The sequence below is a fragment of the Desulforhopalus glucosivorans genome, from assembly GCF_054397165.1.
Genome location: NZ_AP044854.1, coordinates 2,938,348 through 2,960,527, shown reverse-complemented (window position 1 = coordinate 2,960,527; position 22,180 = coordinate 2,938,348). Strand labels below are relative to the sequence as shown.

Genomic DNA, 22,180 nt, shown 5'->3' with positions numbered 1-22,180 from the left:
TGAGATGTTAATAGTCACTGATCTTCTAAAAGATCCTATCGATGAAGGTGCGAAAGTAACCGCTTACAATTTAGTTGAAGCTATCAATCGCCTAAGATGTTGTGAAGTTATATCTTTGTGTGGAAAACACGATATTGATCTGATCAATCGTCACTATAATACTAATAAATTGTTCTTGAATTTTTATTTATTACGTTACCTCAATAAGGCACCTCATACTAATATATTGTATATTCCAGAAGCGTCGTTGACGACATTTACCTTGCTTCGTACAATGATTCTTCGAATATTTACATCAAAGGAAATATTTGTTCTTGCTTTACAACCTAGAAAATATGGTTTTTTTGCGCGTAATCTTTGTAAAATATTTACACCTAAATGCACTTTTACTCCATTAAGTAAAAATTCACTCTACTTGAGTTCATTTGGGATAAGAAATAAAATACTTCCTCTTGGCGTTGACATTACAAAGTTTTATGAATTTTCAGATAAAAGAAAACAAACAATTAGAAGTCTATTTAATATATCGATGGAGAAAATAGTCTTGCTCCATGTTGGCCATATTCAAGATTCAAGGAATTTGGATTGGTTTGTTTCTATAAAAAATGAACAGCCGGATCTTGAGATAATTGTTGTTGGTAGTACTTACAATAAAGATGATGAACATGTTTTGGAGAAGTTAGATAGTGTGGGAGTGAAAGTAATTAAAGAGTACATTTCTAATATTGCTGAACTCTATAATTTGGCAGATTATTATGTGTTCCCTGTCATGCGCAGTGATGGAGCTATTGGGACTCCTCTTTCTGTTATTGAAGCTATGTCATGTAATTTACCAATTATTACCACACAATTCGGTAGTCTCCCTGATACATTTGAGGAGGATGATTGGTTCCATTATACGGATTCGCCTTTGAAAATAATAAAAATATTGGAAAAGATACCATCTGGCAAATGTAATAACAGAGAAAAAGTCATTTCACATTCATGGCCGCACATCGCAAAACAGCTTTTGGGGTACATAGAAGATTGAAAATGTTTAAATGTGTAAGTTTGGCCAATCGAGTTAAAACATCTAAAACTTTTTCTTATACTTTATTTACGGTCAGTTTGGGTCCGTAATCTTTATGGGAAGGAAATAGAGAGGTATTTGGTGACATACTTCTGGTTCCATCGGGACATCATACTTGGCCTGCCGTAATTGAGAAGAAGCAAGAAATCTTTTTTTAAAAGTTGTTTGATGTCCACAAAAATATTTTTGCAGGGACTCATTTAACATCGTTGCAGATATTAAGCCGTTGGGCGATTAGACCAACGGCATTGTTTTCTATCTGACCAATATTGCGTAAATAGATCCTGGCTATAATTTGCAAAGTTACGCTTCAATGCCCACCGGGTTAATAGTTACCAGGTCTAAGTGGTACGTAGTGGATAGATTAAACTGGTCATTGGGATGTTAAATGATCATCACAGTTATTACTTACTCTAGTTGATATGTTAATTATTTACCTCTCAGGAATAGATGGATGTGGGAAAACGACTCAAGCCAAACTTCTTGCTGAAGCATTGGCTAGCAAAGGTTTGAATGTCGAATATATGTGGTTTAGGTGGGAGCCCTCACTAAGAAAACAAATAGAGGTGTTTAGATCATTATACACCAAAAGACCCAAAAATAGTGTTACCTCAGGGCTTGTAGAAAATGAGAATGCGGAACAGGGTGCATGGCTTAATTTAAAAAGGAAAATTCTCGGCAATTCTATTATCAAAGGACTTTGGTTGTTTTACTCCTGCCTCGATTATTACTATGCATACTTGAAATTGTTTAGAAAGAATATGCCAGAAATTCTCATTATGGACAGGTATATACATGATTTTATCATTGATCAGTCCATAAATTTAAATATATCGGTAGATCAGAATGAAATAGTTAGTAATAATTTTTTTCTTAAAAAATTTCACTATCCTGACTTCAATATAATAATTGATCTACCGGCAGAAGAAGGGTACTTAAGGAAAAGCGACGGGACCTCTCTAAACTATCTCGAGAATCGAGAAAAATATTATAAAGCTATATCCGGAAATAACACTTTTCATTTAGATGGATTGCAGTCTATTGATAATGTAGCTTCAATAATCCGTACCTGGGTTTTTAAAAAGTTGGAGGTAAAGTCATGAACCACTCGAGAGTTGTTGTGTTAGGTGTTGATGGAATGGATTTTGATTACGTTTCCGGCATGCTTACTGATTTACCCAATATTAAAAAATTATTTAAATCAGGGGCGATTGCTCCTTTTAGATCTGTTTTTCCACCCGATTCCATTCCCTCATGGGTCACTTGTTATACTGGTAAAGATCCGTCTGAACACGGCATTTTAGAATCAGTAAATTATTTAGCCAAAGGGAATGACCGCCTTAATGTTGACACGTCATCATTTAAAGGAAAGACTTTTTGGGATAAAATCAGTGATGCCGGCAAGAGTGTCTGTGTTGTTAATCCTTTCATGGCATACCCTGTTTGGCAAGTTAATGGCACGATGGTTAATGGGCCAGTGTTTATTGATGGTAACATCGAGGTCTCAGACCCTTCTTGGACTGTGGGCATTAAAATTCCTCAAAGTTTAGGTGGTATTGTTGACTTCCCTACCAGAGACACAATGGGCGACTTTGTAGAAAAGACTTTTGCTGACACTACTGAGCAAGCGGACTTCGGGTTAGAATTGTTGAGGAAGAACAAACCTGATTTCTATTTTCAAACTTTTCTAACCATGGACAGGATCCAACATTTCCTCTGGCGATATTGTGATCCTGATGACCCTACATTTCCCGGACCTAACCCTCATCAAGATTCGATTAGGGATTTTTATATATTTATTGACAAAATAATTGGTGAATTTCTTAAAGAATTAGAGCCAGATGACAAGCTGATTGTGATTAGCGACCATGGCCATGGCATGCGATGCACTCATTGTTTCAATGTGAATGAGTTTCTTCGAAAGCACGGCTATGTGCATAGTGTTGCTGAAGGGAAAATATTTAGTAAGCAACTCATCATTGAGAAGATGAAAAATGGTGTTCTTAATTTTATGAATGCACATAATCTTGAGGATTATATCAGTAAGATCGCAAAATTTATTCCAAATGCCAACAAGATAAAAAAAGGGAAACACATAACCAAAAACACAAATAATGAGGCTTATGCTTCTGACTTTGCAGGGACAAACCCTTTTGGTGGTGTTTGCATCAATAAAAAATTAGTGGATGATTTTCACAAAACAAGAAGTGAAGTAATGGAGCTGCTCTCTTCAGCAGAAGCAAACGGTGAGCCTCTTTTTGAATGGATTGTTGAAAGGGAAGAAATGTTTGGTGGTGAATATCTTGACCGATTGCCTGATATTCTTTTTTGCTTGAAATCTAAATATGGTGTGAATTGGAATTTACACACAAAAGAAATCACCGTAAATCCAACGCATAAAAAGATAAGTGGTGGTCATAAAGAGTATGGTGTGTTTTTTTCTAATATAACAAAAGAACACTTTGAAGCTGAAAAAGAAATTAAAATGGCTAATTTCTTTTCTACTGTATTGGATATATTTGGTGTTTCTAATGAGGGTACATCCAAAAGCAAAAGTTTTTTAAGAAAGAAGCTATGAAAATCCTGCTCGCTAATAAATTTTTCTATCTCAATGGTGGATCTGAAACTGTTTTCTTTCAAGAACGCGATTATCTTTTAAAGCAGGGGCATAGTGTAATTGATTTCTCCATGCTAGATGAACAAAACCTTCCATCTTATTATTTTAATTTTTTCGTACCCAACACCAGTTACAATGACATGGAGGGTGCTGCCCAAAAACTCCGCCAAGCTGTTTCATTTATTCATTCTCCCACAGCAGTGAAAAATATTGAGGCATTAATAATTAAAGAAAGGCCGCAGATAGCGCATCTTCATAATATTTATCACCAGCTCACCCCTTCAATTATTCCTGTGCTAAAAAAACATGGTGTGAAAGTTGTGTTGACCTTGCATGACTATAAACTTGTATGCCCAAGTTATATTGCTTTAAAGGATGGTTGGTTATGTAATGCATGTGCCGGAAACAAGTTTTGGAAAGCCTTTACTACCAATTGCCAAAATTCCCGTATGCGTGGATTCCTTCTTACAGCAGAAGCCCTATACCATAGTTGGCGTAAAAGTTATGCGGGAATCGATCTCTTTTTGGCTCCTAGTCAATTTATGGCTGATTTGACTGAACAGCGTATTGGTAAAGCGAGAATGAAAGTTCTGCACAATGGTATTGATGAAAGTGTATATCAATCCTGCTACGTCGACCATGGATATGGTCTTTACCTCGGTCGTTTGTCAAAAGAAAAAGGTGTCATGACCCTTCTTAATGCGCACCAGAAAATGAAAGATCCCATGCCTTTGAAGGTTGTTGGGACGGGACCTTTGGAAGAAGAATTGCGACAAAAATATCATAGTGTTGATTTTCATGGATACCAGAGCGGTCAGGTGCTTAAGGATCTTATATCAAATTCAGCTTTTGTCATTGTTCCTTCAGAGTGGTATGAAAACTGTTCAATGGTAGTTCTTGAGGCAATGGCTTGTGGAAAACCTGTTATAGGTAGTCGAATCGGTGGTATCCCTGAACAGATTGAAGATGGGAAGTCTGGATTTTTATTTGAAATGGGTAATGGGCAGGAGCTTACTGAAAAGATGGACCGTTTGTCTCATGATAGATCACTTCGTAGTCAAATGGGTTCAGCTGCAAGAAGGAAACTCGAACAAGAGTATTCGCTTACACAACATTGCGAATCGTTAATAGCTATTTATCAAGAATTGTTGCAGTGATAAAAAATATAGTGGTAATTCCCAGAGAGAATTGATGAACGAACAAATACCGATGCCAACCGATGTGTCGATAATAACAACATATCGCTGTCAAATGCGTTGCAAGATGTGCGATATTTGGCGGTATCCCACAGATGTATCAAAAGAAATTACGCCCAAAGAACTCGAGATTTTACCAGAGTTTAAATTTGTTAATCTTACTGGGGGAGAACCATTTCAACGTGAAGATCTCGATGAGATAGTTGAGGTGATGTTTCGCAAAGCGCCTCGGATAGTTATTTCCACATCAGGCTGGCATCGTGATCGGGTTTTGAAGTTGGCAGAGAAATTCCCTAATATTGGTTTACGGGTTAGTCTTGAAGGATTAGAGGCGACAAATGATTCCTTGCGTGGGCGCACTGGAGGGTTTGAGCGTGGTTACTCTTTATTGAAAGAACTCAGTGAAATGGGGATCAAAGATATTGGGTTTGGGATGACAGTTTCAAATCTTAATCATCAGGATTTGCTCCCTCTGTATGAATTATCCCGTGAACTGAAACTTGAATTCGCCACAGCTGCTTTTCACAATTCGTTCTATTTTCACAAGGAAGATAATCTTATTAGCAATAAAGAAGAGGTGAATGCCGATTTTGATAAACTGATCAATGCACTGTTGAAAGAAAATGCACCGAAAAGTTGGTTTCGAGCCTTTTTTAATATGGGTTTGATCAACTATATCAACGGTGGGCGACGCATGTTACCGTGTGAGGCTGGTGTTGTGAATTTCTTTGTCGAACCATACGGTGAGGTGTACCCTTGTAACGGTTTAGAAGAAAATATCTGGAAACAGAGCATGGGAAATATTCGTGAAGTCGAGAGTTTCGAGGAGATTTGGTTTGGTGAAAAGGCACAACAGGTAAGAGAACGTGTTGCTAGTTGTCCCAAGAACTGCTGGATGGTTGGAACAGCCGCGCCAGTAATGAAGAAATATATCAAACATCCTGCGCTGTGGGTTGCCAAAAATAAAATGAAGAGCCTGCTGGGCCAAAAAGTTTGTAGCAGTCATATTCCATGGTTTGATGTTGGACAGAATCGTCTTCAAGGTGATCTAAATCTCGAACGGTTACCTTCCTATAGTGATGGTTCAGGAGTAAAGCCGGATACAACGTTGCCTTTGGTGAAAGATTAGGAGGCCAGGGGGTGAAAATATTTGTAACCGGCACTAGGGGAATTCCTGATATCCCTGGGGGTGTGGAAAAACATTGTCAGGAACTCTATCCCCTGATTGCTGTTCAAGGTCATGATGTGTCGCTGGCGACTCGTATTCCATATGTTCAGTTAAAAGAAGATAAGTGGCATGGAATTGCTTTGAGGCACATCTTTGCCCCCCATAAAAAAAGTCTCGAAGCAATCGTTCACACCTTTATAGCAATAATTCAAGCTCGCTTGGAGAAGGTTGAGATCGTTCATGTCCATGCGGTTGGTCCTGGCTTGCTTGTGCCTCTCGCGAGATTGCTTGGCCTAAAAGTTGTGTGGACAAATCATGGTCCTGACTATGATCGTGGTAAATGGGGTTTTGTCGCTAAAAAAATGCTGATGTTAGGTGAGTGGCTTGGAGGGAGATGTGCCAACGAAGTTATAGTTATCTCACAGGTGATCCAAGATATAGTTAAGAAAAGGTGTAATCGTAATTCGCATATTATCTATAATGGGGTCACTCTTCCTGACATCAGTGAAAATGTTTCTTTTCTAAGAAAGCGTAATATTGTGCCTGGCAGATATGTGCTTGCTGTGGCAAGGTTTGTACCAGAGAAAGGGCTTCATGATTTACTTGAAGCTTTCTCTGGGATTACTGGAGATTACCAGCTGGTGATTGCAGGTGATGCAGACCACGATACCCCGTATAGCCGTAAGTTGAAGAGTTTGGCAAAGCAGGATAGTCGTATTATTTTGACAGGCTATATTACAGGTGAAGATCTCCATCAAGTTTTTAGTCATGCCCAGTTGTTCGTCTTGCCTTCTTATCATGAAGGTTTACCCATAGCCCTACTTGAAGCCATGAGTTATCAGCTTCCCGTTCTGGTTTCTGATATCCCAGCTAATAAAGAAGTAGCTCTTGCAGACGAAAGATTCTTCAGATGTGGTGATGTTGAAGAGTTATTGCAAAAGATGAGATTACTTTTAGAAAAAGGTTTGTCCATAGGCGAAACAGAAGACTATCGGCTACAAATTGCAGAGAAATATAATTGGCTCATAATTGCTGAGCAGACAGTTAAGGTGTATGAGCAAGCACTGGATTCAAGTTCATAACTGCACAAGCTTTAAGTTCGGTGTTGTCAGTGTCAACCTTTCTAAAGACTATCATTTTCATGGTATTGAGTCTTTGCACTCTCTTGGTCCATGTTAACATCAATCAATACACTGAAACAGGAGAGCAACTTCTTATTAACCCTGGCTTTAGAGGTGGTTTAGACGGGTGGCAGCTAGAAGGCAATAGATCTGCTATTGTGAAAGATAACGTAGGGTCAGTTATGATAAACGTTCTTGACTCTGTTGCGTCTGTTCAATTGTTTCAAAAGTTAGATCCAGCTTTACTCGGCGAGAGAGTAGTTTTGCGGTCAACTGTGAAGTCAGAGGGGATTATCGGTGGTGCTAAGGGCTGGGAGAAAGGTCGTGTTGCTTTCGTGCAATATGTTGAAGGCAAGGCAATGTATTCTACTCCACATGTAGTTGTTGCACTTGATGGTACTCACGATTGGGCTGAATACAATCAAGTTTTCAATATTTTGCCAGAAGTATCTAATGTTATAGTCAGTTTACAACTTGGTCATGCTAGCGGCGAACTTAATGTAAAAGAGTTGTCGCTTTTTAGGGTTAATATCAATCCCCTGTATAGTGTTGTTCGGTTTGTGGTTTTTGGGATATGGGCAGTTTTTATAATTTTTGTTTTTATATCTAGCATTATCGCTAGCGTCGATAACAAAACGTCTTCCTGTGCTGTTATCCTCGTTATTGGTGCAATAATTCTTGGTACGACAGTTCCTGCATCGCTCAAAAATAGTGCGAAGTCTGAAATTGTCAGTCATGCAAAAGCATCAGTAGACAAGCTTGTTGAGTATGGTGGTACCACTACTGCTGATCTTACTGCTACATTGAGCACGAAAAAATGGTTGAGTGTTGATATTACCAAGGTTGCCCATTTTATGCTCTTTGGTCTGCTTGGTGGAGTTTTGTTTTTGTATCGAGGCACGAGAACTATATGGCAAATACTAATAGATGTAACCATACTTGCCTGTGGCTCTGAGTTGATACAATTATTTATTGAGGGTCGCAGTGGGTTGGTGGGTGATGTGTTCATTGACCTTGCTGGAGCCGGATGTGCAATTGTATTGTTAACAATTTGTACTAACAGACAGTCTTTTACAAATTAGGAAAGAATGCTCTTTCAAGTGATAGATGGCTCAAAATCTCTGCATTTTTAGTTTTTGAGCAGATGTAACAAGAAAAGTCTATTCTGATCCTGAAAATGGGTATTTATGCCTATTGCCTGTGGTGGACATATGTGTTAATCAGCTAAGTTTTAATTGATAGGAACAGTCTGTTATCATTACCTGATGTAGGTAAATTGTTGCAAATTTTTAAAAAAATAGAAGATAACGTTGGTGCACTATTGAAGGTTTTCGCTGCTATTATTGGTGTCTTTTTTTTGCTGACTGGTTGCTCTGAGGAGTCTGCTGTTAAGGAAGACTTTTTACTCCGGGTAAATGACTACTCTATCACCAGTGAAGAGGTTGACAGCAGCCTGAAAATTGAGGCGGAACTGGATAGCAATTTTTATCCTTCCGAGGATACGCGTACAGAGTATGTGAAAGGTCTCATCCAGTCACAGCTACTTATCCAGGAGGCCAAGAAACAGCAATTAGATCAACGGGAGTTGTTTCGGCAGACCATTCAGCGTTATTGGGAAAGTACCTTGATACGTGACCTGCTCGCTGATAAAGGCGAACAGTTGAGAAAAACAACGCTAGTCACCAAAGAAGAAATTGAAGCCTATTACCAGGAGAATAAAGAGTTTTTGCCAGAAGGCACCCTGGAAGAATTGTGGTCGGAGTTAATTGTAAAAGTTACAGATCTAAAAGTTAATGCGCGGCTTGCTGCCTGGATTGAAGAATTGAAGGCCGATGCAACCATCCAGATTAACGACCCGGAACTGGCCAGCAAAATAAACGGTAACTAAATGATGGCGAGACAAAGAGCTGGAAGTTTTAAGAGAAGACAATACTTCATTAATAAAAAGTTTCAGACTGGCTTTATCCTGAAATTTATTGGGGTGTTAATCTTTGGTGCACTGCTTTCTGTGGGGGTTACCATGTTAACCACCCAGGCGACTCTTACCTCTTCTTTTGAAGGCTCAAAGCTGGTGATCGAAAAAACATCTCTGGCGATTCTTCCTTCTGTGGTTTTTACAAATATTATTACCACATTGATTGTGGGGCTTATTGTTATTGTGGTGACGCTTTTTATATCACATAAAATTGCTGGGCCAATGTTTCGTTTTGAAAAAGATCTTGAAGAGATTTCTCAGGGGAATCTGCAAAAACATATACAAACAAGACAAGGTGATCAGTTTGGTAGCGTGGCAGAAAACTTGAATAACATGGTGGGTAATTTGAATGAAAAATTATCCCAGCTGCAGGGAGAGCTCAATCAACTCTCCGAGGCTGCAGCTGCTCAGGATCTGCCTCAAGATTTTCGGGATGAATTGGATACGTGCAGAAGGAATATTGACTCACAATTTAAACTCTAACAACGCTTGCTGATGCAGAAATGTTTGTCGGCAATAGAGGTTTTTATTTTCCGGCTGCTCATTGTGCTTTTATTAGGATGGCCTCTGAGTACTGGGGTATGTTGTGCGGCTGGTTTAAAACACAAGATTGAGACAAAGCACACGCTCTTAATTTTTTCTGCCGAGCAGGATGTGGCAGCTTTTAATTCAGCCATTGATTTTGGAAAGGGGAGTTCTCTGTCATCAATTTTTGGTTCGTCCAAAACCAAGAACTCCGATGAGAAGTTGGCCAGAAAGGTTGATCTTCTTTTTGAAAAAGTGCAGCGCATCCTTGATATGCGCAAAGAAATGCGCCCGGTCCGTGTCAGGGTCTTTTCGGATGAAGAACAGTTACATAGTGCATTTGAGAAAATATTTAAGAAAAAATGCACAGTGCGGGGTTGGTATACACACGAATTTAATACCGTGTTTCTTAACGTAGAAGATGTACATGAAGGCATGCTTGCCCATGAACTTGGTCACGCGATAATTGATCATTTTCTCTCTGTTCGTCCGCCCCGAGCGACCGCTGAGATACTCGCAAAATATGTTGATATGCACCTTCATGAAGAGGTTAAAAAGTATTGATTGATATCCATTGCCATATATTACCAGGTACAGATGATGGCCCGGGTACTCTACAGGACGCCATTAAAATGGCAAAGATTGCAGCAAAAGATGGGATACAAACAATTGTTGCAACTCCCCACTGTTTTGACGGTCAATATGAAGCCCAGCTTAAAGGTATTCCTGAAAGGTGCCGTGAGTTTAATGCTGAACTGGAAAAAAATAATGTGGATGTGCAAATAGTGCCTGGCGGTGAGGTGAGATTAGGACCTGATCTTGTAGACCGCTATAATACAGGACAAATCCCGACGCTTGGTGAAAAAGGAGCAGCTTTACTGCTTGAATTGCCCGAGATGTTTTTGGTTGACGGAGTCTCAAACCTCATCAAACTGTTGTGTAATCAAGGAGTTCGGTGTATTCTAGCCCATCCTGAACGTAACCATATGATTCTTGGGAAAAAAGAAATAGTACAAGAGCTTGTTTTTTCCGGTGCTGAATTGCAAATAACCGGGGATAGCCTGCTCGGTAAATTTGGCAAAGAAATAAAAAATATGAGTGAGTTTATATTGTTAGGGAATGGGCGTTGTTATGTAGCGTCAGATGCTCACTGTAGCAGGAAGCGAAAGCCGCAATTGAAAAAGGCAGTGAAACGGGCAGGGAAGCTTATAGGTGAGGATGCTGCCCTGGATTTAGTTAGATTTAGCCAGTAACATAGTCAGTTACTATTGAATAATTATTTGGGTTTTACGGAAACATATAAGAGAAAAGCAAATGATGGAGAGAACAATGAGAATTAAAAATGGTTTGAAAATGCTGTGTCTTGCAGTGTCTCTGGTCTTGATGACCAGTGTTTTTTCAATGGCTGAGGTCACACTCGACCAGGCAGCTATTGAGGCAGAAATGACTGCATTAATTGCAGCTGGCGTAGACCCAGAATTGGCAGCAAAAGAGGCTCTTGCAAACGCTGTAACTGCAATTATGGAAGCAAACCCGGACTATGCAGGTGGTCAGGATGCTCTTAACGCTGATATTCTTGCCGCTCTTGATAGTTTAACCATTGCGGGCTTAGACGATACAACAGCACTTGTTGCTGCAAACCATGCCCTTGGTGTAAGTGTTGATACGGCCCTTGAGGCGTATGAGGCTCCTGGGCAAGGCCAAGGCCAAGGTCAGGGTCAGGGTCAACAAAACGGAAGAGGAGCACAAGGTCGTCAGAATGCCCAAAGCCGTGGTGGTAACACTTATGGTCCTGGTGGCAATCCTAATCCTGGTAGTCCAACCTGATTCACCCAATTCATAAAATACAATACAAGATGTAATTGTGAACATATAGAGTCGTAGTACCTTGTAAATTTATATAAATTTGCGGTTGCGTTGGTTTGTTCAAATGAATTTACTACAAGGTGTCTATCTTGACGTACGTTGCCCGGTTATCGGGGGGATTGTTAGAGCTGTTTTTGGAGAGTAAAGATGAGTGAGAAAAAGAAATATATTGGAGTTGTCTGTTTTTTAGCGGGCACTCTGTTTTTAAGTACGCAATGCCAGGCCAAGGGGCAGGTTATTATTAAACCGTTTGTTAAATCGAGTTTCGAAAACAACTCTAACTTTTGGAAGTCTGAAGATAATGAGGTGTCGGTTAACACCTATACTGTTAAACCTGGGGTAGAACTTGGGTATCAGACACCTAAATTGGATGTGGCACTTGACGCGAGTGTTGATTTATACTGGTACGATGATCAAGATACTCCGCCAGATGGTGTACGTGACGCGAGTGAAGATGATTACACTGGTGTGACTGGAACGCTGTATACAACGTATATGGCCACAGACCGTGTCACTCTGACCCTGGATGACCAATTGTATGTAACACGGGATCCCGCAGATGCGGACGTAAATAGTAACTCCACCAGCCGAGAGAAATATACCATTAATTATTTTGAGCCAGGTGTAATTTACGATTTTGCTGACAAATTTGGTCTTGGTGTTAAATATAGAAACACCATCACTGAATATGACGAAGATGACGTTGAGAGCTCAGTCGAAAACAGAGGTATCTTCGATCTCTACTATTACTTAAATAGCAGCTCTTCTCTATTTTTAGATTACTCTCTATGGGAGCGGGACTACGACCAGGATTCAAGCGACTATGTCTCTAACGTTGTGTCTCTTAATTATCAGCGTCAGTTTAACTTCTTTTCAATTCTAGCTGGTGGTGGTTATCATCACAGGGCGTTTGATGTAGACACTATTGACGATACTGACATGTTCTCCTGGAAGGTTGATGTCATAGGACAAGACCCTGATACATCTCGTGCAGATTCCAAAAGTTATCTGATGTTAAGTATAGGTCAGGAGCCAAACGACGATACCACTGGTGATCAGATTTATATGGCATCCTTTGCCCGTTTTGAAGGTGCGCATAAACTCTGGCAGAAACTAGAAGGTACTGTCAGGGCTTCGTATATGAATACTGATTATGAAACTACCGATCAGGATGATGATACCTATTTAGGCGCAATTGGCCTGAGTTACAGGGCTTTCGACTTACTCACTGTAGGTCTTGAAGGTGGTGTTGAATCAAGAGATTCTAATTTTGATGGGGAAAGCTATGATGATACATTCGTCATGTTGACCCTCGATGTAGCTTATGATTTCGGCAGTAAATAGAAAGTATTAGATGTAAATGAATAGTCTGGGAAGGTCAGATATTATGCGAGGTTCGTTTTGAGTACACCTTAGCATTGTACGCTTACCTGAGTGTTGAGTCTTCTACAACAGAATTCGTTTGTATCTATAGAGCAATGGGGTTTTACGGTACTACATTTCGACGGGGAGGGTTACTTCTCCGTCGTTTTTTTTTGAGATGTCAGGTTGTTCCTGTTCGTGTTTAGATACCTATTTTCCGGTGAGTGGATGAAATATTGGGTGGAGGTTGTGCGAGTATGAGAGAGAGTAACGTAAACAGGATATCGGTATTGGTTCTGTTTGTTGTATTTTTATCCCTTGCAGTTGTAGAGGCTTATGGAGCTGACGGGTATAAAATTGGCCCGAAGGATGTGATTTCGGTCGCCGTTTTTGCCGGAGGTGAGGAGCAGGTTGCTGTTGATCTGACTGTGTCAAACGATGGAACGGTCAACTTTCCCTTTTTGGGAACGGTCAAGGCCGAGGGAATATCCATCAGCCAGCTTGAAGAAGCCGTTGTCGGTCCTTTGGAGCAGGATTTTTTTGTCAGCCCCCAGGTACATATCCGTATTAAGGAGTACCAGAGTTTGAACTTTTCAATCTCAGGTGCTGTAAAAAAGCCAGGGAAATATACCATGCAGGCTGCCACGAAGATAATGGACCTTATCGCAAAGGCGGAAGGCGTAACTGCTGACCGTGGTAATATTGCCTATATCCTTCGTGATGGAGCGATAGATGGTAAGGCTTCTGGGGAGAGTGATCAAAGTTCTGAACCTGTAAAGGTTAATCTACTCAAGTTACTGGATTCTGGTGATATGAGTCATAATATTGCACTTGTTCCCGGTGACTCTGTCTATATACCCCTTGCCAAGGGACAGAACCAGAGCGAGCTGAAAGTGTATGTCTCCGGTAAGGTTGAAAAGCCAGATCTGTATGAGTATCAACCGGGTTTAACGGTTTTAAGCCTCTGTATTATGGCAGGAGGTTTTGATAAGTATGCTGCGCCCAACAGGACGACAATAGTACGGTTGGAAAATGGAGAGCAGAAGGTGATTAAGATTGATTTAGAAGATGTAATCAAAGGTGATATCCCTGATGTACCTCTACTGCCAGGGGATCGTGTACATGTCCCTGAGTCATGGCTATAGGAGATAAAATGGAACAGGAAAACAAGGTACAGGTGATTCATCTTTCAGATTACTGGAATGTGATTAAAAAAAGAAAGGGGCTTATCACCTCGTTCTTAGTTATTACCGTTTTCGCCACTGCAGTGGCAAGTGTGTTGATGACTCCTATATACGAGGCATCATCAAGAATGGCAGTGGAAAAAGAGACATCGACCTCGCCTATTACTGGTGACAGGGTGGATTTTGAAAACTACCAGTCACAGATGCTAAACTTTAACACCCATTTTGCCCTTATTAAATCAAAGCCAGTGATTAAAAACCTGTTGGCAGACCTGGAAAAGGCTGGCCACGACACAGAGGAATTAGAAGCTGGTGGGTTAAAGGGGATAATCAAGGCGCTTTTAGCCCAGGTCAAAGATGGTGTTAAGAACATAAAGGCTAACATCAAGACTCTTTTAAATATTGAGCAACATGAACTGACGGAACAGGAAGAGTTAGACCTTCTCGTAGCTGAGCTTCAGAAAAAAGTCGTCATTTCTAACGTTAGGGATACAAGGCTTCTCGCCATAAAGGTGTTAGATGCGAGCCCTGAGATGGCTGCATTGCTCGCAAATATGCTTGCGAAGAAATATATAGAGTTTGACTTGGCCACAAGACTGGACTCAGACAACCAGAATCTTGAATGGCTCAACAAGGAAGTATATTCCTTGAAAAAGCGTTTAGAAGATGATGAGCGCAAGTTTTATGAATACAAGCAGAAAAACAAGGTGTTTTCCCTTGAAGGAAAGCAAAAGGTCATTGACCAAAAAATCACTGAGCTGAACAACGAGTTTCTCTTAACAAAAACAAGACGGCAGGAAATTGAGGCCAAACTTGGTGAGATCTCTAAACAGATGAAGGACGGTGCCGATATTGGTTATCTGCGTTCTATTCTGGATAATAGTTCCATAGATAATATCTATTCTAATCTTACCTCCCTCGAGCTTGAAAAATCCAGGTTGGGTAAGGTGTTTAAAGGCAAACATCCAAAGATTCTCCAGGTCACTGAGGAGATTGATAAGGTACGGTCAAAGCTGAAGGTTGAGCTCAATAAAGAGATCGAGAACCTGAGGGTGCAAAAGACAATACTGCAAAATCGTGAAGAGGTGATGGAAGACAACCTGGGTGAGTTTGAACAGGATGCTCTTGATACAAGTAGTCAGGAACTGACCTACACCATACTCCAGCGGAATATGGATACCAGTCAGAAACTCTATGATACTCTGGTTACTAAGGTGAAAGAATCTGGTGTTATTTCCAGTGGTGCCTCTTCCAATATCAGAATTGTTGAGATGGCGTCTGTACCAATGTCTCCTGTAAAACCCAATAAGGCCAAAAATGTTCTATTGGCTTTAATACTTGGACTTTTTGGTGGTGTTGGCCTTGCCTTCTTTTTGGAGTATATCGATCAGTCATTCAGGACAGAAGAAGACGTGGAAAACTTCCTTGGATTGCCGGTTTTATCTGTTATCCCGATGGCTGATAAATCAGAGGGTGGCGATTACTTTTAGCCCGGTTAAATGGGTTTTGTCCCTGACAATTTGATATCAAGATAGTTCAGGTTTCTCGGAGTCTGCGCTACCTGTTTTTATTACAGATTTTCCGGAGTAAGGTACTAATGCTAAAACTACGAACCACCAAAAAAGATATACCCGGCCGTGAAACATTACTGGTCAATTTTTCTTCAAAATCAAGATATGCAGAGTCCTACAGGACACTGCGAACCAATATTCATTTCTCACTGATGGAGAAGAATTTAAGCTCTCTTGTTGTTACCAGCTCTCTGCAGAGTGAGGGGAAAACCACTACAGTTGCAAACCTGGCCTACACAATTGCACAGACCGGTAAGTCTGTGTTAATGGTTGATGCAGATTTACGAAAACCGGGTCTTTCAATCCGGTTTGGTGTGCAAAAGGCAACTGGGGTATCTAATATCATCGCTGATGTTCTTGGACGACATGTAGACTCTGGCAAGGTTGCGGATTATGGAATACGTGACCTGATTCAGTTAATTGGCCTGCAGTTACGCACCTGTGTGATGAATATTTCCAATGGTAAAAAAGAGGCGGAGCTCTTTTTCCTCAAAGGAAAGTTGGTAGATGTGTACTGGAAGAATCGTCCAGATTCAAAAAAGCTTGCTAATATTCTGCTCCAGGAAAAGCTCATCACCAAGAATGAGGCCGAGTTAGCCCTTGGGCACCAGAAAAAATCAGTGAGAAGGTTGGGGGCTGTGCTTCTTACCCTTGGCCTTGTGGAAGAGAAGGACTTAAATAAGATCTTATCCATACAGGTTATGGAGGCGTTTAGGGTTGCCACAGATATGGAGGATGGTGATTTTGTGGTGCGTTCCATTCAGGAAGATGATATTGAGGTGTCATCATACGGCTCTATGGATTTTACCCAACTCTCAAAAGAACTGTTACCCTCTGAGCATACCGCGTCGTTTATTAAAGAAAACATTGGCGAGAATATTATGGAGACAGATGAGAAAAATCTATATCTGTTACCCGCTGGCAGTATCCCTCCCAATCCTTCTGAGCTCATTGGATCAATCCGCACCCAATATCTGCTCAAGTTTTTATGTAATAAATTTGATGTTGTTATTGTAGATAGCTCACCAATTATCCCCGCAAGCGATGCACTGCTCTTGTCACCACAGGTTGATGGTGTGATACTGGTAGTGGAGGCTGGAAAGACCGATAAGAAAATCGTCAAAGATGCCACATCGCAGTTGAAGAATGCAAACGCTAATATACTTGGTGTACTGCTCAATCGTGCTGATATGACTAAGGGTTCCTATTATAAATACTATCAGTCATATTATGGCAGTTAACAGTTTTTCGAATAAGCTATTAGGCAACTGCCCTGTAGTTGTTCTGGATTGATAAATTTTTAAGAGTCTTCAGCTTAGGTGTTATTTTATAGCTTGTTTGGTATGAGGCTCTCATGTGTGGTAGGTGGATTTGAAATCTTTTCGTGAAGATGGGAGCGACCCTCAACCCAAGGTAGCAAAACAACCCATATACATGGTGCTCGCCGCTGTATCTCTTCTTGTGCTAGGATTGTGTATTGTTCAGTTGTTGAGCAGGTTTAACTATCAACGTGGTATGGATGCCATCACATCTGGCAAAATCGATATTGCTGAAGACTATGTACAAAAGGCAGACCATTTGAGTCTGCCTTTACTCTTTAAAAGAGATCTGGTGTTACGAAATGTCAGTCTTGGGAATATTAATGTATTAAAAGCCGAAGCCGCAAAAAAAGTTTCTGTATACGCTGAACGTATGGAGCAGGCTGATCGCTTTTATCGGCTTGCCATTGATAACGATCCCCATAATGTAGATGCCTTTACAGGGCTAGTTCGTGCGACAATTGGCCTTGAGAATGTCTATCCCTACCTGCATAAGAAAAAATTTCATCACGAGGTCCTTCCCCTCTTTGAGCAGTTACGCTCTAAGATGCCTGCGAATCTTTACACCTTCTCCCTGTTGACCAAATACTACCATCGCAAGAATATGACAGAGGAGCTTCAGGAGATAGTAGGTGAGTCTGTGAGGCATTATCCACCAATCTATTTTCAACTTCTCAATCAGCCATTTTATTCAATGGCTATGAATGAGATGTTGAAGACCTCTTTTCAAGATGCCATAGATCAGGATATTTATACGAACAACGCCTTAAAGGGGCTGTCAGATATCTACGAACGTGAGGGCGATTTATCAAAGGCCATTGAGTTTTATACTCAAGCGATACCAAAGCCTTCGCCTAATAAAGATATCTCTTCATATTATGTTCGACTTGGACGCCTCTATCTTAAAAATGGGCAGATAGAGGAGGCGAGGGTAGCATTTTTAGACTCTTTGAAGACAAAAGAGAGGGAGAATCGCCTGCGCCAAATCTGGAGCTATTATAATCGTGAGAAGCGTTATCCTGAATTCATACAGCTGATGACTGATGCTGAGAATGAATATGCACTCAATGATTATGTACGTATTTTACGCGCGCTCGCTCTGATCGAATCGGACAAGTATCAGATGGCGATATCAAACCTGATTCGTATCGATTCCCCAAAATACCTTCCTGAAAGCTATTTCCTCCAGTCTCGAATTGCTGAAAAGTTAAAGGATTGGGATACTATGGAATTGCGCAGTCAGAGGGCTACGGTTCTAGATCCTACAAAAAGTAAATATCATTATCAGTTTTCCAAGGCGTTGTATAATCAGAAGAAATATACCCAGGCCGAGCAAGCTGTCACCGTGGCGATAGATGTTTCGGAGAAAGTGAGTGCCTGGCATTTAAGTCACAGGGCATGGGCACGATATCATCAGAAAAAATATGACATGGCTCAGCAAGATTGGGAGCGCGCAATTAAAATATCACCCAGCACAACAGGATTTTACCTGAATATGGCCTATGTTTTTGAACAGGGGGATAATTTTGAGACAGCACTTACATATGTGCAGAAGGCGCTGGAACTAAAGCCAGAAGACAAAAGAGGCTTGGAAGTACGTAAGCGCCTTGAGACGAAGTTGGGGGCCCAGTAAAGAATTATGGAATTAGATTTGCGTTCCCCATACAAGGTCATTGTTAAATATCTATTGTATATTCTACTTATTGTTACACCACTTTTGCGGGGCTCTGTATTTCCCTGGCACCAAGCCCTTATTTCTGTTTTTGCCATTCTCATGGTTGGTTTGTTATTGCTGGAAAAGGGAGTTACTTCTAAACCAGAGTTTCGGAGATTACGCCTGAACAGGCCGTTGATCGGTATAATATTTTTGTTCAGTTGTTCTTTTATATTCACTCAGGGTAGAGCGGATTCACTTGATGCGTTGACTCAGCTTGTAAGCTATGTAGCAATATTTTTCTCTACCTTGTATTGCATCCGTTCAAGGGATGATCAACGAGAGCTTGTCTCTGTAATTGTTGGAATTGCTTGTCTCCTATGCCTTATAGGTTTTTTCAAGATATTTGGTCTGACGTTGCCGCTCTGGCAGTATGATGAGTTACACTATCCTCAGGAGTTTCTCTCGGGCGTTTATGGTAATCACAATCATATGGCCGGGTATCTGGAGATGACAATTCCACTTGCACTTGTATTGTTTCTGACCCGTGCTCGTGAGGGATTTGCTCTTCTTGGGCTCTATGTGGTCGTGGGTTTTCTGTTGCTGTGTCATGTTTTGACCCTGTCCCGAGGAGGATGGTTTTCTTTGGCCATTGGACTATCCTTTATGGTACTAGTTCTAGCCTTTCATAAAAAGTTCAGAAAAAAGAAACTCCTTCTAGTCTTTGGTGCGGCAGGCCTTACTGTCGGGATATTTATTTTGGCAGGATCTTCCTTATTTGATCGCGCTTTTTCACTTACTGATGATGATGTACGACTCGGTATGGGAGGGCGGATGATTATATGGGAGAGTACAATACTGATGATTAAAGAACATATTCTAATTGGCTCTGGTCCGGGGACCTATGCTACGATTTTCCCTCAATTTCAGCTTCCAGGTACGCTTTCCAGGTTTTACTACGCACATAATGATTATTTGCAGTATCTCTCAGAACTTGGTGTGTTTTTCATCCCCATCATGCTCTGGACCTTATATGCCATTTTCATACCCGGTTTTCGCAAACTCAAATCACAATCCCGTCAAACATGGGGAATTACCCTCGGTGCAATGGCGGGTATTGTGGCCATACTTGCCCATTCTTTGGTAGATTTTAATTTACATATACCAGCAAATGCGATTCTCTTTATAGTACTTGTGGCTATTGTTGTTGGTGGACCTGTGCTAAAGCGTAAATAGTAAGAATTGAAATTTATATCCTTTGCTTCAATGGAGATGACTGAATATTGTGGGGTTTAAGGATAGAATTGTGTAGATTTAATTCGTGGAGTGGTATATAGTCCGTTCCGTCTTTCACAAATAATGCTAGCAGATTAGGCAGTTAGGGTAAATATTCAAAGAAAACATCAACTTGATCTTGGTTCAATGGTTGCTTGTTTGTCCCAACACCTTCTAAAGTATTATTGAAAACGAGTTGTAGAACCACACAAGTTATTGAAAATAAAAGGTATACCCCCGTAGCTCAGGGGATAGAGCACAGGATTCCTAATCCTGGTGTCGTACGTTCGAATCGTATCGGGGGTACCAGTTTTATATAAAGGACTATCAAGTGATTTCAGCTTGTTAGTCCTTTGCTGTTTGTCTGAAGTGAATCTTTGTAACATCTTCCTCACCTCACTATGTGTGAGTGTATGTGTGAGTTTACGCACGGTTATCTCTAATATAAATCTGGTTAATTTTCTTATCAGTGGACTGTCTTCTGTCAATATCGAATAAATTTGTTGTTTCTATAAGAGTAGAAAGTTTTTCATAGCCATAGCTTCTCGAGTCAAAGTCAGGTTGTTGGCGTTTGATTAAGCTGCCACATGCGCCTAGTGCAGTCCAGCCATCATCATCAGCATATTCACTCACTGCATCACGTAATAATCTGATTAGTTGGGCATTTTGGCATAATGCTTTTTTTGTTTGAGGAATCAATTCTGGTGGACTATCTGTTCCATTTTGTTGTTCTTTCTCTATGTCTAATTTTCTTAACACTTCTGTTAAGATAAAGTTATCACAGGAATTTCTAAAAGCTGTGGGTGTTTTTTTCTCACCAACACCAAAAACAAATATTTCAGATTCTTTTAATCGTGATGCTAGTTTAGTAAAATCACTATCGCTAGTGACTAGTGCAAAAGCATCAACTTTGTTTGAATACAACAAGTCCATTGCATCAATAATCATTGCTGCATCTGATGAGTTTTTCCCTTGTGTGTAAGAAAACTGTTGGATTGGGTTAATGGCAAGCTCATTTAATGTTTTTTTCCAATTGGATAAATGTGGTGTACTCCAATCTCCATATGCTTTTTTGACAATAATGTGACCAAACTTAGATAGTTCTGATAATACAGCATCAAGGATTGTGTACTGAGCATTTTCTGCATCTATGAGAACGGCAATTTTCTTTTCGGTATGGTTGTCTTTCATTATATTTGTTTACCTTGTTAAATTCGCTCATACGATAAATGCTGATGATTATTTATCCCTAATTATTTATCACTAAAGATAAATACCTACTGAAGTATACTGTGTCTAAAAAGTAATTTGGATAAGCTCTTTTTAGATCCTGCAGTGAATTTGCTGAAACCATAACTAAATTGACACTGTGGTCGTCTCTATATCTTTCTTCCTGTGCATCGTAAAAAGCAGTGGCAACGTCCAATTGCGTTTTGTTAAACGTGTAGTGGCTTAACATCCGAGTTTTCATATTTAGTTTCAAAATATAATAGCTGGCATTTTTTTTCTTTTTAGAGGTTAAGGTCTGAACAGCTACGTTAAATGCACTTAAACTTTTTTCTACTTCTAACTTACTGATTAATGAAACAAGTTGTTTTTTGTGGTCAACAATTTCTGAGTTTGGATTAGCGAGTATATTTTCTAATTTTGCAAATTCTATACTTGTATATTTGAAAAAGTCTAGCCACTCCGAATCGCCTATACTTGCTTTTAATGCTTGATTGGTGAATGCACCGACTACTTCTACGGCAGTTGCCCAGGAGTGTTGTACTTTACTTCGAATTTGTAGCTCAACAGGCAATCCTTGGTATTTCTGCTTAGTCCCATTGTATTTATAGACTAAATGAAGACCTCGATAACCTGATTCTTTAGGCTTAGCGATGTAATCGCGTTCTCGGTAAAGTATATTCTTCGTTTTGCTCTTTAATAATTTGCCATAAATTTTATACACTCGTTCAGTATTTGAAACTACAGCTCTGCAACCAGCAATATCTTCCATTCGGCTTAGACTCATACTGGATTCACGTTCGAGCTTGTTGAAAATAGATCCACTACGTTTTAGCCGTTGTACTACTAATGCAGTTTTATCTATTCGTCTGGAATTCTTTCTAAGAAGATCTAGCATGATCTGCATTGGGAAAGCATGTGCAGCTCTCCAGTTATGAAAAACCGATTGGGCTTGGAGAAACTCTGGGCTATCAAGGTCTGCATATAAAATACTTTTTCCAGCCTTTTTTACACGCTCTTTTGAGTATTCTGGTTCTATCCATTCCATGAT

At 40.2% G+C, this 22,180-nt stretch carries 20 protein-coding genes and 1 tRNA gene; 19 read left to right on the top strand and 2 right to left on the bottom strand.

Going from position 1 to position 22,180, the window contains the following annotated elements:
* Positions 1 to 4: 4 nt before the first annotated feature.
* The 19 genes from ACX6CI_RS12855 (at position 5) to ACX6CI_RS12765 (ending at position 20,211) form a co-directional block, all read left to right on the top strand.
* Positions 5 to 1,030: a glycosyltransferase gene (locus ACX6CI_RS12855; protein WP_458774050.1), complete on the top strand. Its 1,026-nt coding sequence runs from the start codon at positions 5 to 7 to the stop codon at positions 1,028 to 1,030.
* 461 nt (positions 1,031 to 1,491) lie between these two features.
* On the top strand, positions 1,492 to 2,172 hold the full coding sequence (locus tag ACX6CI_RS12850) for a dTMP kinase (RefSeq protein WP_458774049.1): 681 nt from the start codon (positions 1,492 to 1,494) through the stop codon (positions 2,170 to 2,172).
* Positions 2,169 to 3,647 carry an alkaline phosphatase family protein gene (locus tag ACX6CI_RS12845; RefSeq protein ID WP_458774048.1) on the top strand — a complete coding sequence of 493 codons (1,479 nt, stop codon included), beginning with the start codon at positions 2,169 to 2,171 and terminating at the stop codon, positions 3,645 to 3,647. The genes ACX6CI_RS12850 and ACX6CI_RS12845 overlap by 4 nt, the downstream gene beginning before the upstream one ends.
* Entirely contained in the window at positions 3,644 to 4,843 is a 1,200-nt protein-coding gene (locus ACX6CI_RS12840; protein WP_458774047.1) for a glycosyltransferase family 4 protein, read from the top strand. Before ACX6CI_RS12845 ends, ACX6CI_RS12840 begins: the two co-directional genes overlap by 4 nt.
* 34 nt (positions 4,844 to 4,877) lie before the next feature.
* On the top strand, positions 4,878 to 6,011 hold the full coding sequence (locus ACX6CI_RS12835) for a radical SAM protein (protein ID WP_458774046.1): 1,134 nt from the start codon (positions 4,878 to 4,880) through the stop codon (positions 6,009 to 6,011).
* Positions 6,012 to 6,022: 11 nt separating this feature from the next.
* Positions 6,023 to 7,132 (top strand): glycosyltransferase family 4 protein, encoded by a 1,110-nt coding sequence (locus ACX6CI_RS12830; protein ID WP_458774045.1) that lies wholly within the window; start codon positions 6,023 to 6,025, stop codon positions 7,130 to 7,132.
* A 29-nt stretch (positions 7,133 to 7,161) separates the two neighbouring features.
* Positions 7,162 to 8,253: a VanZ family protein gene (locus ACX6CI_RS12825; RefSeq protein WP_458774044.1), complete on the top strand. Its 1,092-nt coding sequence runs from the start codon at positions 7,162 to 7,164 to the stop codon at positions 8,251 to 8,253.
* A gap of 197 nt (positions 8,254 to 8,450) precedes the next feature.
* On the top strand, positions 8,451 to 9,059 hold the full coding sequence (locus ACX6CI_RS12820; RefSeq protein ID WP_458774043.1) for a SurA N-terminal domain-containing protein: 609 nt from the start codon (positions 8,451 to 8,453) through the stop codon (positions 9,057 to 9,059).
* Positions 9,060 to 9,629 carry a HAMP domain-containing protein gene (locus ACX6CI_RS12815; RefSeq protein ID WP_458774042.1) on the top strand — a complete coding sequence of 190 codons (570 nt, stop codon included), beginning with the start codon at positions 9,060 to 9,062 and terminating at the stop codon, positions 9,627 to 9,629.
* Positions 9,630 to 9,653: 24 nt separating this feature from the next.
* Positions 9,654 to 10,235 (top strand): hypothetical protein, encoded by a 582-nt coding sequence (locus ACX6CI_RS12810; RefSeq protein ID WP_458774041.1) that lies wholly within the window; start codon positions 9,654 to 9,656, stop codon positions 10,233 to 10,235.
* On the top strand, positions 10,232 to 10,924 hold the full coding sequence (locus ACX6CI_RS12805) for a tyrosine-protein phosphatase (protein ID WP_458774040.1): 693 nt from the start codon (positions 10,232 to 10,234) through the stop codon (positions 10,922 to 10,924). Before ACX6CI_RS12810 ends, ACX6CI_RS12805 begins: the two co-directional genes overlap by 4 nt.
* A 76-nt stretch (positions 10,925 to 11,000) precedes the next feature.
* Positions 11,001 to 11,498 carry a hypothetical protein gene (locus ACX6CI_RS12800; protein WP_458774039.1) on the top strand — a complete coding sequence of 166 codons (498 nt, stop codon included), beginning with the start codon at positions 11,001 to 11,003 and terminating at the stop codon, positions 11,496 to 11,498.
* Positions 11,499 to 11,684: 186 nt separating this feature from the next.
* Entirely contained in the window at positions 11,685 to 12,881 is a 1,197-nt protein-coding gene (locus tag ACX6CI_RS12795) for an outer membrane beta-barrel protein (protein WP_458774038.1), read from the top strand.
* Between the two features lie 275 nt (positions 12,882 to 13,156).
* Complete coding sequence (locus ACX6CI_RS12790; RefSeq protein ID WP_458774037.1) at positions 13,157 to 14,044, top strand: polysaccharide biosynthesis/export family protein; 888 nt, start codon at positions 13,157 to 13,159, stop codon at positions 14,042 to 14,044.
* Between the two features lie 8 nt (positions 14,045 to 14,052).
* A complete protein-coding gene (locus ACX6CI_RS12785) occupies positions 14,053 to 15,573 on the top strand; it encodes a GumC family protein (protein ID WP_458774036.1) in 1,521 nt (506 codons plus the stop codon).
* Positions 15,574 to 15,680: 107 nt separating this feature from the next.
* Positions 15,681 to 16,895, top strand: a complete 1,215-nt coding sequence (locus ACX6CI_RS12780; RefSeq protein ID WP_458774035.1) for a polysaccharide biosynthesis tyrosine autokinase — start codon at positions 15,681 to 15,683, stop codon at positions 16,893 to 16,895.
* Positions 16,896 to 17,019: 124 nt separating this feature from the next.
* Positions 17,020 to 18,606 (top strand): tetratricopeptide repeat protein, encoded by a 1,587-nt coding sequence (locus ACX6CI_RS12775; protein ID WP_458774034.1) that lies wholly within the window; start codon positions 17,020 to 17,022, stop codon positions 18,604 to 18,606.
* 6 nt (positions 18,607 to 18,612) lie between these two features.
* Entirely contained in the window at positions 18,613 to 19,863 is a 1,251-nt protein-coding gene (locus ACX6CI_RS12770; RefSeq protein ID WP_458774033.1) for an O-antigen ligase family protein, read from the top strand.
* Between the two features lie 272 nt (positions 19,864 to 20,135).
* Positions 20,136 to 20,211 (top strand) — tRNA-Arg (locus ACX6CI_RS12765).
* Between the two features lie 114 nt (positions 20,212 to 20,325).
* Here ACX6CI_RS12765 and ACX6CI_RS12760 read toward each other — a convergent pair.
* Together ACX6CI_RS12760 and ACX6CI_RS12755 are read right to left on the bottom strand one after the other, a co-directional pair.
* Positions 20,326 to 21,093 (bottom strand): NYN domain-containing protein, encoded by a 768-nt coding sequence (locus tag ACX6CI_RS12760; protein ID WP_458774032.1) that lies wholly within the window; start codon positions 21,091 to 21,093, stop codon positions 20,326 to 20,328.
* A gap of 58 nt (positions 21,094 to 21,151) precedes the next feature.
* Positions 21,152 to 22,177, bottom strand: coding sequence for a RelA/SpoT domain-containing protein (locus ACX6CI_RS12755; RefSeq protein WP_458774031.1), 1,026 nt, complete (start codon positions 22,175 to 22,177; stop codon positions 21,152 to 21,154).
* Positions 22,178 to 22,180 lie beyond the last annotated feature (3 nt).

Coding starts and splice junctions, on each gene's coding strand:
- ACX6CI_RS12855 (WP_458774050.1), top strand. CDS start 5: ATGTTAATAGTCACTGATCTTCTAAAAGATCCTATCGATGAAGGTGCG.
- ACX6CI_RS12850 (WP_458774049.1), top strand. CDS start 1,492: ATGTTAATTATTTACCTCTCAGGAATAGATGGATGTGGGAAAACGACT.
- ACX6CI_RS12845 (WP_458774048.1), top strand. CDS start 2,169: ATGAACCACTCGAGAGTTGTTGTGTTAGGTGTTGATGGAATGGATTTT.
- ACX6CI_RS12840 (WP_458774047.1), top strand. CDS start 3,644: ATGAAAATCCTGCTCGCTAATAAATTTTTCTATCTCAATGGTGGATCT.
- ACX6CI_RS12835 (WP_458774046.1), top strand. CDS start 4,878: ATGAACGAACAAATACCGATGCCAACCGATGTGTCGATAATAACAACA.
- ACX6CI_RS12815 (WP_458774042.1), top strand. CDS start 9,060: ATGATGGCGAGACAAAGAGCTGGAAGTTTTAAGAGAAGACAATACTTC.
- ACX6CI_RS12800 (WP_458774039.1), top strand. CDS start 11,001: ATGAGAATTAAAAATGGTTTGAAAATGCTGTGTCTTGCAGTGTCTCTG.
- ACX6CI_RS12795 (WP_458774038.1), top strand. CDS start 11,685: ATGAGTGAGAAAAAGAAATATATTGGAGTTGTCTGTTTTTTAGCGGGC.
- ACX6CI_RS12790 (WP_458774037.1), top strand. CDS start 13,157: ATGAGAGAGAGTAACGTAAACAGGATATCGGTATTGGTTCTGTTTGTT.
- ACX6CI_RS12785 (WP_458774036.1), top strand. CDS start 14,053: ATGGAACAGGAAAACAAGGTACAGGTGATTCATCTTTCAGATTACTGG.
- ACX6CI_RS12780 (WP_458774035.1), top strand. CDS start 15,681: ATGCTAAAACTACGAACCACCAAAAAAGATATACCCGGCCGTGAAACA.
- ACX6CI_RS12770 (WP_458774033.1), top strand. CDS start 18,613: ATGGAATTAGATTTGCGTTCCCCATACAAGGTCATTGTTAAATATCTA.
- ACX6CI_RS12760 (WP_458774032.1), bottom strand. CDS start 21,093: ATGAAAGACAACCATACCGAAAAGAAAATTGCCGTTCTCATAGATGCA.
- ACX6CI_RS12755 (WP_458774031.1), bottom strand. CDS start 22,177: ATGGAATGGATAGAACCAGAATACTCAAAAGAGCGTGTAAAAAAGGCT.